Here is a 14,709-nt window from a genome sequence, read left to right as displayed (position 1 = left end):
TGCTGTAGTTCAACGTTAGTCTAGGCAGCCCGTCTTGCATTAAAGTGGCGACCTCAGACTAAGGCGGCACCCTCGACTCGCCAGTCACATTTCCCGGAAGAGCTTAACGATGGAACACCGTGAAGCGCTTGTCGCGCTGCGACATTTTCTGTCAACCCAGATCCTTGGCCAGGAAAAACTCATCGAAAGACTGCTGATCGCCCTGCTCGCCGACGGCCACATGCTGGTCGAGGGGGCTCCCGGTCTGGCCAAGACCAAGGCGATCAAGGAACTGGCCGAAGGTGTCGAAGCCGAATTCCACCGCATTCAGTTCACCCCCGACTTGCTCCCGGCGGATATCACCGGCACGGAAATCTACCGCCCGGAAACCGGCAGCTTCGTCTTTCAACAAGGGCCGATCTTTCACAATCTGGTGCTGGCCGACGAGATCAACCGCGCGCCGGCCAAGGTCCAGTCGGCGCTGCTGGAAGCCATGGCCGAGCGCCAGGTCAGCGTCGGGCGCAGCACTTATGACCTGTCGCCGCTGTTTCTGGTGATGGCGACGCAGAACCCGATCGAGCAGGAAGGCACCTACCCGCTACCGGAGGCCCAACTCGACCGCTTCCTGATGTACGTGAAAATCGGCTTCCCTGACGCCTCGGTGGAACGCAAGATCCTCCAGCAAGCCCGTGGCGAAGCGCTCCATGGCGAAACCAAGCCCGAGCACAAAGTCAGCCAGCAGGCGATCTTCGCCGCACGCAAAGAAGTTCTCGGTCTGTACATGGCCGACGCGGTGGAGGAATACCTGGTGCAGCTGGTGATGGCCACCCGCAACCCGGGCAAGTTCGACCCGGAAATGGCCGAGTGGATTTCCTATGGCGCCAGCCCTCGCGGCTCGATCGCCCTGGATCGCTGCGCACGGGCGCATGCCTGGCTAGCCGGGCGCGACTTCGTCAGCCCGGAAGACATCCAGGCCGTGCTGTTCGATGTGTTGCGCCATCGGATCATTCTGTCGTTTGAAGCGGAAGCGGCCGGCATCGATCAGGACCGGGTGCTGCAACGCATTCTCGACGCGGTCGCCGTAGCCTGAGAATCATCTAGCCCCTATGCAAGCACCCCTAGTTGCCGAACCCGGAATCCGCGTCAGCCACGCCGAGCTGATCGAGATGCGCCATCGCGTCCGCGAGGTGCAGCTGTTCTCGACCCCTGCCCGCCGTAGCCCGCTGATTGGCCTGCACCACTCCAAACTGCGTGGGCGCGGCGTGGACTTCGATCAGGTGCGGGTGTATCAAGCCGGCGACGACGTGCGCACCATCGATTGGCGCGTCACCGCACGCACCCAGGAGCCGCACACCAAGCTGTTCCATGAGGAGCGCGAACGGCCGATTTTCATCCTGGTGGAACAGAGTCAGCGGCTGTTCTTCGGCTCGGGCCTGGTGTTCAAATCGGTACTCGCCGCGCAGGCTGCAGCCTTGATCGGCTGGGCCGCACTGGGCCATAACGACCGGATCGGCGGTCTGGTATTCGGCGACAGCGAGCACCACGAAATCAAACCACGGCGCAGCAAACACAGCTTGCTGCAATTGCTCAACCGTCTGGTGCGCGTGAATCAGGCCCTGCACACCGAGGCCCAACCGAGCCGCGACGCGTTCGGCCTGGCTCTGCGCCGGGCTCGCGAGGTGCTGCGCCCCGGCAGCCTGGTGATCGTGCTCTGCGACGAGCGCGCACTCACCGAGAGCACCGAACAACAGCTGACCTTGCTCGCGCGCCACACCGACTTGCTGCTGCTGCCGCTGTCCGACCCGCTCGACCATGCCCTGCCTGCCGCCGGCTTGCTGCAGTTCACCCAACGCGGTGCGCAACTGGAGCTGGACACCCACTCCCTCGAACTGCGTCAGGCTTACCACGCCCAGGGCGAGGCACGCCGCGCCCGCTGGCAGTTGCTGGCGCAAAAGCTTGGGGTGCCGCTGTTGCCGCTGAGCACGCAAGGCGAAATGGTCGAGCAGTTACGTGACCATCTGAACGCTCAGCGCCCCAGGAAACAGCAATGAACCCCCTCGATCAGTTGGAGCCCCTGATCGCCCCGCCCGCGATCCCCTGGTGGCCGCCCGCACCCGGTTGGTGGCTGCTTGCGTTGCTGCTGCCACTGCTGCTGTGGGGCCTGTGGCGACTGCGCCGGCGGCTGCCTTGGCAACGCAAGAAAGCCCCGCAGGAACTCCCCCTCGACCCGCTGCGCCAAGCCGCCCTGATCGAGCTGGCGCAACTGCGCAAGCCTTACGACGGCGCTCCCGCCAGCGTTTGGCTGCAACAATTGAATGCACTGTTGAAGCGCCTGTGTCGTAGCCACTACCCGGCCAGTCACAGCCACACCTTGAGCGGCCGCGCCTGGCTAGCCTTTCTCGACAACCGCTGCCCGGCCGCCGGCCTGACCCGCTGGATGGTGCTGGTGGAAGGCGCCTACCGCCCGGAGTGCAAGCTCGACGACAAGGCCGTGAATGGTCTCAACCAAGCGATCGACATCTGGATTCGCAAGCATGTTTGAGTTCACCTGGCTCTGGATCTTCCTGCTCGCCCCCCTGCCCTGGCTGCTGCGGCTAGTGCTGCCCGAAGCCGACAGCGGTGAGGCGGCGCTCAAGGTCAGCTTCCTCAATGAACTCGAAGGCCTGGCCGGGCGGCGTGCGCGCGCCAATCTGCCGGCCTGGCGCCAGCAAGCGCCCTTCGCCCTGCTCTGGCTGCTGCTGCTCTGCGCCGCGGCGCGCCCGGCCTGGGTGGGCGAACCCTTACCGCTGGCCGCCAGCGGGCGCGACTTGTTGCTGGCGGTGGATGTTTCCGGCTCGATGGACTACCCCGACATGCAATGGGACGGCGCCGAGGTCAGCCGCCTGACCCTGGTCAAACATCTGCTCGGCGACTTTATCGAAGGCCGCCAAGGCGATCGGGTCGGCCTGATCCTGTTCGGCAGCCAAGCCTACCTCCAGGCCCCGCTGACCTTCGACCGCCATACCGTTCGCACCTGGCTGGACGAGGCGCTGATCGGCATCGCCGGCAAAAACACCGCCGTCGGCGATGCCATTGGCCTGGCGGTGAAACGTCTGCGCCAGCGCCCGGCGGAAAGCCGCGTCCTGGTGCTGGTCACCGACGGCGCGAACAACGGCGGCGAGATCGAGCCGTTGACCGCCGCCCGCCTGGCCGCCGAGGAAGGGGTGAAGATTTACCCGATTGGCATAGGTGCCGATCCCGAACAAGGCGGCGCACTCGGCCTGCTCGGCCTCAATCCGGGGCTGGATTTGGACGAGCCGACCCTGCAGGCGATTGCCGGGCAGACCGGCGGCCAGTACTTCCGCGCCCGTGACAGCGAAGAGCTCAAAGCCATCGAAGCCAGCCTCGACCAACTCGAACCGGTAGCCCAGCAACCGACCCAGGCCCGTCCAACGCTGGAGCTCTACTGCTGGCCGCTGGCCGCCGCGCTGTTGCTCAGCCTGCTCCTGGTCGCCCACGCACTCTGGCCGCACCTGCTGCAACAGCGCCTACAGCAACCTTTACAACAACGTTTACAACAGCGGGCCAACTGGCCACAGCGGCTGCGGAGGCGCACATGATCGCCCTTTGGCCACATTGGCTGAGACCCTTCTGGCTACTCATCCTGCCGCTGCTGGGCTGGCTACTCTGGCGCCTCTGGCATCGCCAACGGCGCGTCGGGCGCTGGCAGATGCTGCTGCCGGCCGCCTTTCATGGCGTGCTCCTGAGTGGCGGCAACAACCGCGGCAGCCGTCTACCCTGGATCGCCCTCGGCCTCGCCTGGCTGCTGGCCCTGCTCGCCTTGCTCGGCCCCGGTTGGCAAAGAGTCGAACAGGCCAGCCAGAAGCGCGCCGACCCGTTGGTGGTACTGCTGGAGCTGACCCCGGCGATGCTCGCCAGCGACGTCACCCCGACTCGTCTGGAACACGCCAAACGCAAACTGTTGGACCTGCTGCAAGCACGCCGCGATGCCCAGACCGCCATCGTCGTCTTCGCCGGCAGTGCGCATACCCTGGTGCCGCTTTCCGACGACCTGGCGACGACCCGCAATCTGCTCGAATCGCTCAAGCCCTCGATCATGCCAGAAGCTGGCCACCGCGCCGACCTGGCCGTCGGCAGGGCGCTGGCCCTCTTGGAGCAAGGTGCGCAAGGCCAGGGACGGCTGCTCTTGATGGGCTCGACCCTGGACGAGCAAGAACGCCAAGGCATCCGCCAGGCCCTCGGCGACAAAGGCGAGCGCCTGCACATTCTCGGCATTGGCACCGCCCAGGGCGCACCTATCGCCCAGGAAGACGGCGGCTTTCTCAAGGATGAGCAAGGGGCGATCCTGCTCCCGCGCCTGGATAGCGCCGGTCTCAAGCGCTTCACCCGCGAGCTGGGTGGGCGCTATATGAGCGCCCGCCTGGATGACAGCGATTTACGCAGCCTCGGCCTGCTCGACGGCGCCCAGAGCCTGCGCGAGGCGGAGCCCATGCGTCTGGCGACCTGGGCCGATCAAGGCCACTGGCTGCTCTTGCCGCTGCTGCTGCTCGCCGCCTGTGCCGGCCGCCGCGGCTGGCTGTTCTGCCTGCCGCTGTTGCTGCTGAGTCCGCAGCAAAGCTATGCTTTTGAGTTTAAAGACCTCTGGCTACGCCCCGACCAGCAGGGCCAACGCCTGCTCGAGGCCCAACGCCCGGTCGAGGCCGCGCAACACTTCCAGAACCCGCAATGGCAAGGCCTGGCGCTGTACCAGGCAGGTGACTACGCCGGGGCGGCCGCGCATTTTGCCCTCGGCGATACGGCCGCCGAGCACTACAACCGCGGCAATGCCCTGGCCAAAGGCGGTGAACTGGAAGCGGCGCTGGATGCCTACGAGCAAGCACTGGAGCGCCAAGCCGACTTACAACCGGCACTAAAGAACAAGGCCCTGGTCGAACAACGGCTGCGCCAGCAACAGCAACAACCGGCAGACGCACAGCAGCAGGGGTCCGCCAACGCGGCACAACAGCAGCAAAATCAGCCAGGTCAGCCACAAGCAGGCGAGTCGGATGAACAATCGGCGAGCCAGAGCCAACCGAGCGAAGCCAGCAGCCAAGACGGCGAGTCGAAGGCCGCAGGTCAGCCTGAAAGCCAAAGCGGCAACCCGCAGGCAGGCCAACCCGGCGACGACAACCTGGCCAAGCCGATGCAAGCCAAGGCACACGAAACCCTCGGCGGCGAACGTCGCCAGGCTCTGGAACAGTGGTTGCGGCAGATCCCAGATGACCCGGGCGAACTGCTGCGGCGTAAGTTCTGGTATGAACAGCAACAACGTCAGGAACAGCCCCGATGACCCGCCTGCTTTACGCTCTGCTTCTTAGTGTTATGGCGCTGCATGCCAGCGCGGCGGGGTTTTCCGCCAGCGTCGACCGCACACGCCTGAGCGAAGGTGAAACCATCGAGCTGACCCTCGAGTCCGATGACGTCACCCTGTTCGGCAAACCCGACCTGACTCCGCTGAACGAGTTGTTCGAGGTTCTCGGCACCCGCCAGCTCAACCGCCTGACCACCCTCGACGGTGAGGCGCGCGCCACCACCCGCTGGATGGTCACCCTGCAGCCGAAACACAGTGGTTCGGTGGTCATTCCGCCCTTGCGCCTGAGTGACGTGGAAACCCAGCCCATCACCCTGCAAGTGCTGAAGACCGACGAGCGCACTGACAGCGACCCGGTAGTGCCGGTCTTCATCGATGCCAGCCTGGACCAGGAAAGCGTCTACGTTCAGGCCCAGGCGGTGCTGACCCTGCGCATCTACCACTCGGTTTCGCTGTACGACGACAGCAGCCTGAGCCCACTGCAGATCCCCGAGGCACGCATCGAACCACTGGGCGAGCCGCGCACCTACGAGAAAGAGATCAATGGCGTGCGTCATGGGGTGATAGAGCTGCGTTATGCGATCTATCCGCAGCAAAGCGGCGAGCTGCAGATTCCCGCCCTGCTGTTTAGCGCCACCGCGGCAGACCGTAGGCAGAGTAACGACTATCAGCCCTTCGGCCCGCGGCCCGGCAAGTTGATGCGGGTGGAGTCCCCGACTATCGCGCTGACGGTCAAAGCCAAGCCAAGCGACTACCCGGCCAAGGCTCCCTGGTTGCCGGCCCGCGCCCTGAGCCTCGCCGAGGCCTGGAGTCCAGAGCCAAACAACGCACAGGTCGGTGACTCGCTGACGCGCAACCTGATGCTCAAGGTCGAAGGCCTCTCCAGCGCACAGCTACCACCGTTGGCACAGACCCAGGCGGAAGGCTTGCGGCGTTATCCGGATCAACCGCAACTGGCCAACCAGGCCAGCGAACGCGGCCTGATCGGCAGCCGTGAAGAACGCGAGGCGCTGGTGCCCAACCGCAGCGGGCGTATCGAGCTCCCCGCCGTGGAAGTGGTTTGGTGGAACACCAAAGAGGACCACCTGGAGCGCACCAGCCTGCCGGCGCGCACGTTAGAGGTGGCCAATAACCCGGCGCTGGATGTGGACGCGCCAGTGGGCTCGGAGCCTTCAGCGATGTTGGCCGAGGGCCCGCCGCTGTGGCCCTGGCAGTTGGCCTGCGCGCTGCTCGGCGGCACCACCCTGCTCGGCTTCGGCCTCTGGTGGCATGCTCGGCGACAACCTGCGGTATCCCGGGCGGCGCAGAATGGCCCCAGCCCGCGCAGCCTGCTCGACGACCTCAAGCGTGCCTGTTTGGCCAATGATTCGCAGGCCACCCGCCAGGCACTAGACGCCTGGGCCCGCCAGCAACCGGAAACCCTCGCCGATATGGCGGCACGCTTCGTCCCGCTGTCGGAGGCGCTCGACGGCCTGAACGGTGCGCTCTACAGCGAAAGCGGCCAATACTGGCAAGGTGAAGAGCTGTGGAAAGCGATCCTCGCGCTACCCGCCGCTGAAGCCATGCTGGCGGGCACGCAGGAACCCAGCCCACTGCCCCCGCTGTATCCACGCTGACATTATCTAGCGGCCAGTTTGGTGGATTACGCCGCTACGCAGCTAATCCACCCCTACCACAGCGCCAAGCTACAGGCCGTCTCTTGCTCAGCGCTATTATCAGGCTGGGTAGAGGCGCTAGCCGAAACCCAGCTCATACCCTGCGAGGTTTCACGAGGTGCATCCATGCACCTCGCCCTGCGGGCAGCTAAAGCTGTGCAAAACGGCTTTCCTGCCGTTTTGTCGCTTCGCTCTACCCTGCCTACAGATACCGCGATGGGTCAACAAATCAACCGGCCTTTCAGCCGAGCATAAAAAACCGCAGCCTAGGCCGCGGTTTTTTGCTCTTGCAGTAACCCTTAGTGCGCGAGCAGCGAACCACCAACTTTGCCGGCCAGCTTCTCTGGTTTGATCAGGAAGCGAGCCAAGGCTGGGAGCAGCCACAACGCGCCGAACATGTTCCAGAGCAACATGAAGGTCAGCATCAGACCCATGTCGGCTTGGAACTTGATCGCCGAGAAGATCCAGGTCGCCACCCCGATCGCCAGGCACAGACCGGTGAACAGCACCGCTTTACCGGTCGACTTCAGCGTTTGGTAGTAAGCCTCTTGCAGCGGCAGACCGGCCCGCAGGAAGCTCTCAAGACGGGTGTAGATGTAGATGCCATAGTCGACCCCGATACCCACGCCCAGCGCAATCACCGGCAGGGTCGCGACCTTCACGCCAATACCGAGGAAGGCCATCAGCGCGTTGCCCAGCACCGAGGTGAGGACCAGTGGCAGGACGATACACAGGGTCGCGGCGATGGAGCGGAAGGTGATCAGGCACATCGCGGCGACGCAAATGTACACCAGGATCAGGATAGTCAGCTCGGACTCTTTGATCACTTCATTGGTGGCCGCCTCGATGCCGGCGTTACCCGCCGCCAGGAGGAACTGCAGACCGTCCTTGTTGTGGTCCTTGGCGAACGCCTGCACCGCAGCTACAGCACGATCCAGGGTCTCCGCCTTGTGGTCATTGAGGAACACCAGCACCGGCGCCAAGGAGCAATCGGTGTTGAACAGACCATCGGCACGGGCGATGGAGTTATTCAACACGTCTTTGTTGCGCGACAAGGTTTCCCACTTCAGGTTGCCCTCGTTCATCCCTTTGATCATCTGCTTCGACACAGTGACCAAGGAGATCGCCGATTGCACGCCCTCGGTGTTCGTCATCGTCCACATCAGCTCGTCGATCGGCTGCATGGTCTCATGGATCGAGCAACCTTCGGCAGCCGTCTTGACCATCACCACCAACACATCCGAGCTGGTCGAGTAGTTGTTGATGATGAATTGGTTGTCCAGGTTGTAGCGCGAGTCTGGACGCAGCTCGGGTGCGCCCTGATCCAGGTCACCAATCTTCAGGTTATGCCCGTACCACAGGCCACCGGCAAAGGCTGCCAAGGCAATGACCACCGAGATCGGCGCCACCACCGGATGGGCGAAGTTCGACAGCAAACGCCAGAACGGGTGCTCGCGCACCGCGTCCTTCTTGCTGCGCTCGATCGACTTCTGGCTGATGCCGACATAGGAGATGGCCACCGGCAGCAGGATCAGGTTGGTAAAAACGATTACCAGCACACCGAGGGAAGCACTGATCGCCAGCTCACGAATCACCCCGATGTCGATGATCAGTAGTGTGATGAAGCCCACGGCATCGGCCAGGATCGCAATCGCCCCCGGCAGGAACAGCTGCCGGAAGGTGCGCCGCGCGGCGGTCAGGGCGTTATCCGCATCGCCCGACTGCAAGGCAATCCCGTTGATTTTCTGTACCCCGTGGGAGATACCGATGGCGAAGATCAGGAACGGCACCAGCATCGAGTACGGGTCCAGACCGAAGCCGACGGTGTGCATCAGCCCCAACTGCCAGAGCACCGCCACCAAGGTGGTGGACAGCACGGCGATGGTGCTGCGGATGCACAAGGTGAACCAGTAGAGCAGCACCAGAGTGATCAGGAAGGCAATGCCGAAGAACGCCACCACCATGACCAGGCCATCGATCAAGTCGCCGACCTTCTTGGCGAAACCCACGACATGGACCTTCACATTCGGGTTTTGCGCTTGGTACTTGTCGCGGATTTTCTCTTCCAGCTCGTGGGAGAACTGCCGGTAATCCAGCTTGAGCAGCGTGCCTTGGTCGTTCGGGTCCGGATAGGACTCAAGCAACGGCACGTCGACGATGCTCGACTTGAAGTTGTTCGCTACCAGACGGCCGATCTGCCCGGACTTGAGCACATTGTTGCGCAGCTCTTCGAGGCTAGCTTCGGAGCCGTCATAGGTCTGCGGGATGACTTCGCCACCGGCGAAGCCTTCCTCGGTCACTTCGGTCCAGCGCACGCTCGGACTCCACAGTGACTTCAGCCCCGAACGGTCAACGCCAGGAATATAGAACACCTCGTCATGCACCTGACGCAGGGTCTCCATGTACTCCTTGCTGAAGATGTCACCATCCACGGCTTCCACCGAGATACGCACGGTGTTGCCGAGGTTGGCCAGATCATTGCGGTGCTCGAGCATCTTCTGAATGAACGGATGCTGAAGCGGAATCATCTTCTCGAAGCTGGTGGACGGACGCACCTGCAACGCTTGGTAAAATAAGAAGATACTAACCAGCAGGCAGATCAAAATCACTGCCGGCCGGTTGTTGAAGATCAGGCGCTCAAGAAAAGTCGCCTTATCCTGGTGATGGTTACTCATCGTACTCATACCTCAAAAGCCCCGGCTTATTATTTTTGGCCTAGATCAGGTTGGCCTAACTCAGCGCCAGTCGGCGAGGAGACATGCACGCCACCTTGTCCCACTAGGATCAAGTTGCCCTTGTTGTCAGCGCTCACGCCGGCCAAAGACAAGCGATCTGGACGATTGACCAGGCTGAAGCTGTGGCCGTTATCGGTACTCTTAAGTACGCTGCCACCATGCCCCACTACGACCAGTGAGCCGTCTTTCAGCACGGCGCCGCTGGCCAGCCCGAACTCCAACGGGCCGTTACGCTGCATGCTCAGCGGGATGTTTTGCCAGGTGCTACCGAAATCGCTGGAGCGGAACAGGTTGCCGCGCAGGCCATAGGCCAGCAAGGTGCCGGGCTGATTAATGCCGAGCACACCGAACAGCGAGCCTTCGTAAGGGCCTTTAAGGGTTTCCCAGGTTTGCCCCCAGTCCGGCGAACGGAACATGCTGCCCGCCTCGCCGACCACGAACAGGCCGGAGTCCTTGACCTCGGTGATGGCGTTCAGGTGGTAGCCATCTGGGTTGTCCATGCGCTCACTGACGTCTTCCCAGGTCTTACCGCCATCGGTCGTTGCGAACAGCGCACCGTAAGCACCCACGACAAAACCGCTGTTTTGATCCTTGAACCAGACATCCAGAAAAGGCGCACCTTCTTCACGCTCTAGATCACTGAACTGCTGAACCCAAGTGGCACCGCCATCTTCGCTGGCGAGGATCTGCGCATCGTGACCAACAGCCCAGCCACGCTGGTCATCGACGAAGAAGACCGCAGTAAGCATCTGCCGAGTCGGCACCTTGGCCTGGGTCCAGACCTTGCCATTATCATCGGAGTAAAGGATGTGGCCACGATCCCCCACTGCTACCAAGCGCTTGCCCGCATGAGCTATATCGAGCAGCAGAGCGCTCGCGGCCTTCGGCGACTCAATGGCATAGACGGTTGCTGAATCGGCGGCGCTTTGCGCCTGCAGCGGAGCTGCTGCAAGGCTCAGAACAGACAGCACACTACACAGCGAAAGCACTTTAGCCAGCGGCGAGTGGAAGCGGAACGCCGGTGCGCGAAGGAACTTCACAGCTTCACCGGACTGGGTGCGCCGCATGACGGGCTCACTCATATGCCTTTCCCCTTTATTGTTATGGGTCGATCGGTCTTTTAGCAGACCGCCTATCCTATCCAGCTTTCGAAAGGCCTGACAATCAACATGACGTTATGTTTTGTTAAGGCAAACCCGCATGATTGAGGCCTTATTCGGCGCCCTGATGCAGAAAGGCCGCTACTACTGTAGCGGCCTTTCTCCAACACTACACAACCTCGGTTGTGATGGCTGCGGTCAACGCGTGCCGCGGCGACGCAGCGCGGCTGGCTTGAAGTAGCCGTCGTCCGGAATCGGCTGGCTAAAGTCGATGGTGGTCGGCTCTTCGTTATCCAGGTTCTGCACGTGGTAACGACGCGCTTGCAGATCGTGGAACACGTCCAGTGCAGACCAGGTGGTCGGCAGTTCGTAATAGTTCTTCAGGTACGCCTGGGACACACGCCACAGCTCGCCACGACCATCGTACTGGTCCACTTCAGCCGCTTGCCAGCTGTCCTCATCGAGGAACAGGGTGCGTTTGGAGTAGATATGACGGGCGCCGGCTTTCAACGTACCTTCCACCACCCACACACGGTGCAACTCGTTACGTGTCAGCGCCGGGTTCAAATGCCCCACCTGCAGCAGATCCGCGTACTTCACATCGGGGCTGGTGACTTTGTAGTTGTTGTAAGGAATGTAGATTTCCTTCTTACCTACCAGCTTCCAGTCGTAACGGTCCGGGGCACCGTTGAACATGTCGGTGTCATCGGCGGTACGCAGGCCATCGGCCGCGGCAATCGGCGTGTCATAGGCCAGGTTCGGCGCGCGGCGAACACGACGCTGACCGGCGTTATAACCCCAAGCCTGACGCGGCTCTTTCACCTGATCCAGGGTCTCGTGTACCAATACCGCACCACCAGCCAGGCGCGCCGGGCTCTTGGTGAAGGACAGGTAGTAGAACATGATGTTGTTCAGGTCAGCGTACGCGCCCTTAGGGTTGTAGAACTTGAACATTGCCTCTTGCTGCGAGGTCACCAGGGTGTAGGCACCGTTACGCTGAACGGCCACTTCGGAAGCGCGCCGGACGATGTAAGTACCACGGTAGCGAGCGATGTGGTTCCACACCGCCTCCACGCCATTCTGCGGAATCGGGAACGGGATGCCGCCGTAGGCGTCGGCAAAACCATTGCCGCCGTCCAGCAGCTTGGCATTAGTGGCGTTCTTCACGCTGTTGTCATACACCCACTGCGGCGCGGAGCCGGAGCGGCGAGTCTGGTACACCGGTATCTGGTAGCTGTTCGGATAAGCATTGAACAGGGCGATCTGACCGGGGGTCAGGTTGGCCTTGTACTGATCCAGGTTGGCCTTGGTGATGGTGAACAGCGGCTTGTCCGCGGGGAACGGATCCGGGTGGTGCTGGCCTGGCGTCTTGTGTTCGGCCGGCGCCTTGGTGATGCCACCGGTCCACGCCGGGATAGTGCCAGCGGCATTACCGGCCTTCTCAGCACCAAAGGGAGTCAGGCTAGTACCCAGCTTGGCCGCTTCTTGCGACGAGACCGCCGCCAACGCGTTACCAGCAGTCAGCGCCAGGACAATCGCGGCGCCAATCAGCATGTGCTTTTTCAGCATCATATTTCTCCGTGAGGATTCATCCACCGAGCGCCCGTAGACACCCGGCATTTTTCTAATAGGTTTTAGAAGGAGTACTTGACGTTGACGCCGACGTTGTCGCGGTCACGACTCGAGTTGTTCTGGCCGCCACCGAAGAACTCGGTGTACTGCAGCTCGGCTTCCAGGCTGCTCAGGTAGCTGGCCTTGACACCCAGGGTGTAAGCCTTGCGCCCCTCGATGAAGTTACCGGTCTGGAAGGAGTTACCCTCGAAGTCGTCCTTGTAGACGGCATATGGGGAAACGTTCACGCCGGCGTACACGTCGTTCCAGGTACCGCTGAGCAGCAGGGTATAGCCGTAGGCGTTTTTATCGACCTGATCTTCGGGGCCGTAGCCAGATGCGAAGGAGCCATTTACCCGACTTGCAAATCCACGCTCCTCTCCATCAAAGGTTGTGTACTTCAGGCTGCTGCCACGCAGGTGCTCGGACGCCAGCTCGGCGACACCGAACAACGAGTCGAAACTCAGCGACGGACCGAAGTTATAGATGGTGCCCAGAGAGGTATTGAAGGCCTCTACGCGCTCATAGTTGTGGAATATCTCACTGCGACACATCTGCTTGCCCGAGATCAGGGCACATGCTTGATCGTCAGCCACGCTCTGGTCGTAGAGATCGGTAGTACCGAGCACCCCCTGTGCCAGAAGGTCGCGAACGATGTCGTTAGTCGCACTGATGCCGACCGGCAGGTTCGGGCGGTAAGACAGCTCACCGAACACCGAGGCCTCACCCACAGTAGTATTGAAACTCATGCCGAACATACGGATGTCTTCGACATATTCACGACGCACTACGGCGTTGCCTGCCGCATCGATCGACCCCAGCAAGTTGGCAGTGAGCTCAGGATCGGTAATCAAACCCGGCGCAAGGAGTGCGCCGGTCTGCGCGGCCTGCCGCAGCGCAGCGATATCCAAACCATCGTACTGGCTGAAATCCACCGCAATCTGCGGTTCTTTGGCGTGGTAATTGACGTAGTAGAAACCGAACTCGGTGGAGTTCAGCCCCTCGGCGATATAGCGGAAGGCCGCGCCGAACTGACCATCGTTCTTGGCATTGATATCGCTGCCAACGTTGGCCACCTTGATGACGTTGCCAGAGGCGAAATCCGAACCATTCAGACCGAAGTTATAACCCGGCCGACCCGCTAACAGCCCCAGGTTGCCCGCCACGGCATTGTCATACAGGCTTCTGCCATTAAGGAAGCCGAATGGTGTTCCCGTCAGCGGAGTCACTGCAGGAGCAAATGCATCGTTCTGGCTATATGCAGTATTACCACCATCGGCAAACAGGTCGGTTTCAGAGAAATAAGTACCTACCGGGTCAATCGCGCTTTCCTTCCAGTTGAACTGGTAGAAAGTCTCCACCGACAGATTGTCGGTCAGGCCGAGGTTGAAGCTCAGCGCCTCCACCGGCACCAGCACCTCTTTCAATTCTGAGCCAGGCAGGCGGAACTTGGCGGCATCCACCGGGTTGGTGGTGTTCACGCCACCACGGTAGAACAAGCCTTCGCCCCAGTTGAACACCTGCTTACCGATACGACCGGTAACCGGCATATCGGCGATATCCCAGTTGCCATATAGGTAGGCATCGAGGATCTGCGCATCACGCCCGGCCTTGTGGCGGGTTTCGTAAGTAAAGCTGTCGTCTTTCGGGAAATTCTGGCTCGGCTGTACCGGGCTGTTGTTGTCGTAGTAATCATTGCGCTTATCCATGATCTGGGTGTCATAGAAAGCCGTGCCACGAACGAAAACGCCGTAGTTCTTATAGGTCGCTTCCAGGTCGGAAGTGATCTTGTAGACCTCGGAAACCAGGCCGGTATCGAAGTTGCGATTGCCGTCGTTGGTGTTGATATCGTCGTTGGTTTTGTCACGCCCCTGCACACGCCAGAGTTGGCCGTAGGACACCGTGGTATCGATGGAACCGCTGACTTCATTGTCGGCAAAGCTGAATTCCACCGCCTGGGCCTGAGCGGCGACCAGCAGCGGCAGGATACCGGCAAAGGCAAAACCGGCCTTGGACGGCGCGAAACGCAACAGAGGATTACGGGACTTGAATTCCATCGAGACTTTAACTCCGAGGACAGATCATTCTTCTTATTGCGCCCCAACTAAAGGGGCGCAGCGCAGCCGCACTCGTGGCGGCCTTTTAGTTGATCGGAAGAGAAATTCCCCAACGCGCTTGACGCGCACCCCGGGGCTAGAAATGCACCATTGCGGGGCCAAATCCTTGGCTCTATTGCAACCATGGTGCCAAACGGTCGTTTTAATTCAATAAAACGGCGC

Annotated in this window: 10 protein-coding genes; 6 read left to right on the top strand and 4 right to left on the bottom strand. The window is 61.5% G+C overall.

The window, feature by feature from the left end:
• Positions 1-109: 109 nt before the first annotated feature.
• The 6 genes from FFS12_RS02900 to FFS12_RS02875 are packed head-to-tail and all read left to right on the top strand — an operon-like array spanning position 110 to position 6,945.
• Positions 110-1,069 carry a MoxR family ATPase gene (locus FFS12_RS02900; RefSeq protein WP_137817921.1) on the top strand — a complete coding sequence of 320 codons (960 nt, stop codon included), beginning with the start codon at positions 110-112 and terminating at the stop codon, positions 1,067-1,069.
• A 16-nt stretch (positions 1,070-1,085) separates the two neighbouring features.
• Positions 1,086-2,030: a DUF58 domain-containing protein gene (locus tag FFS12_RS02895; RefSeq protein ID WP_137885441.1), complete on the top strand. Its 945-nt coding sequence runs from the start codon at positions 1,086-1,088 to the stop codon at positions 2,028-2,030.
• Positions 2,027-2,521, top strand: a complete 495-nt coding sequence (locus FFS12_RS02890; RefSeq protein ID WP_137885440.1) for a DUF4381 domain-containing protein — start codon at positions 2,027-2,029, stop codon at positions 2,519-2,521. The genes FFS12_RS02895 and FFS12_RS02890 overlap by 4 nt, the downstream gene beginning before the upstream one ends.
• The gene (locus FFS12_RS02885; RefSeq protein ID WP_137885439.1) at positions 2,514-3,578 is read left to right on the top strand and encodes a VWA domain-containing protein; all 1,065 of its coding nucleotides are present in this window, start codon (positions 2,514-2,516) and stop codon (positions 3,576-3,578) included. Before FFS12_RS02890 ends, FFS12_RS02885 begins: the two co-directional genes overlap by 8 nt.
• On the top strand, positions 3,575-5,308 hold the full coding sequence (locus FFS12_RS02880) for a VWA domain-containing protein (RefSeq protein WP_137885438.1): 1,734 nt from the start codon (positions 3,575-3,577) through the stop codon (positions 5,306-5,308). The genes FFS12_RS02885 and FFS12_RS02880 overlap by 4 nt, the downstream gene beginning before the upstream one ends.
• Entirely contained in the window at positions 5,305-6,945 is a 1,641-nt protein-coding gene (locus tag FFS12_RS02875; protein ID WP_137885437.1) for a BatD family protein, read from the top strand. The genes FFS12_RS02880 and FFS12_RS02875 overlap by 4 nt, the downstream gene beginning before the upstream one ends.
• 338 nt (positions 6,946-7,283) lie before the next feature.
• Here the strand turns inward: FFS12_RS02875 and FFS12_RS02870 are convergent, their stop codons facing one another.
• The 4 genes from FFS12_RS02870 to FFS12_RS02855 form a co-directional block, all read right to left on the bottom strand.
• Positions 7,284-9,668, bottom strand: a complete 2,385-nt coding sequence (locus FFS12_RS02870; protein ID WP_171011799.1) for an RND family transporter — start codon at positions 9,666-9,668, stop codon at positions 7,284-7,286.
• 20 nt (positions 9,669-9,688) lie between these two features.
• On the bottom strand, positions 9,689-10,801 hold the full coding sequence (locus tag FFS12_RS02865; protein ID WP_372239444.1) for a WD40/YVTN/BNR-like repeat-containing protein: 1,113 nt from the start codon (positions 10,799-10,801) through the stop codon (positions 9,689-9,691).
• Positions 10,802-11,017: 216 nt separating this feature from the next.
• A complete protein-coding gene (locus tag FFS12_RS02860) occupies positions 11,018-12,388 on the bottom strand; it encodes a DUF1329 domain-containing protein (protein ID WP_137885435.1) in 1,371 nt (456 codons plus the stop codon).
• Between the two features lie 65 nt (positions 12,389-12,453).
• Positions 12,454-14,487, bottom strand: a complete 2,034-nt coding sequence (locus FFS12_RS02855; RefSeq protein WP_137885434.1) for a DUF1302 domain-containing protein — start codon at positions 14,485-14,487, stop codon at positions 12,454-12,456.
• Positions 14,488-14,709 lie beyond the last annotated feature (222 nt).

It is taken from the genome of Pseudomonas sp. 2FE (assembly GCF_005503735.1).
GTDB lineage: Bacteria > Pseudomonadota > Gammaproteobacteria > Pseudomonadales > Pseudomonadaceae > Aquipseudomonas.
The sequence above is the reverse complement of the archived record's forward strand: the minus strand, read 5'-3'. Positions and strand labels throughout refer to the sequence as shown.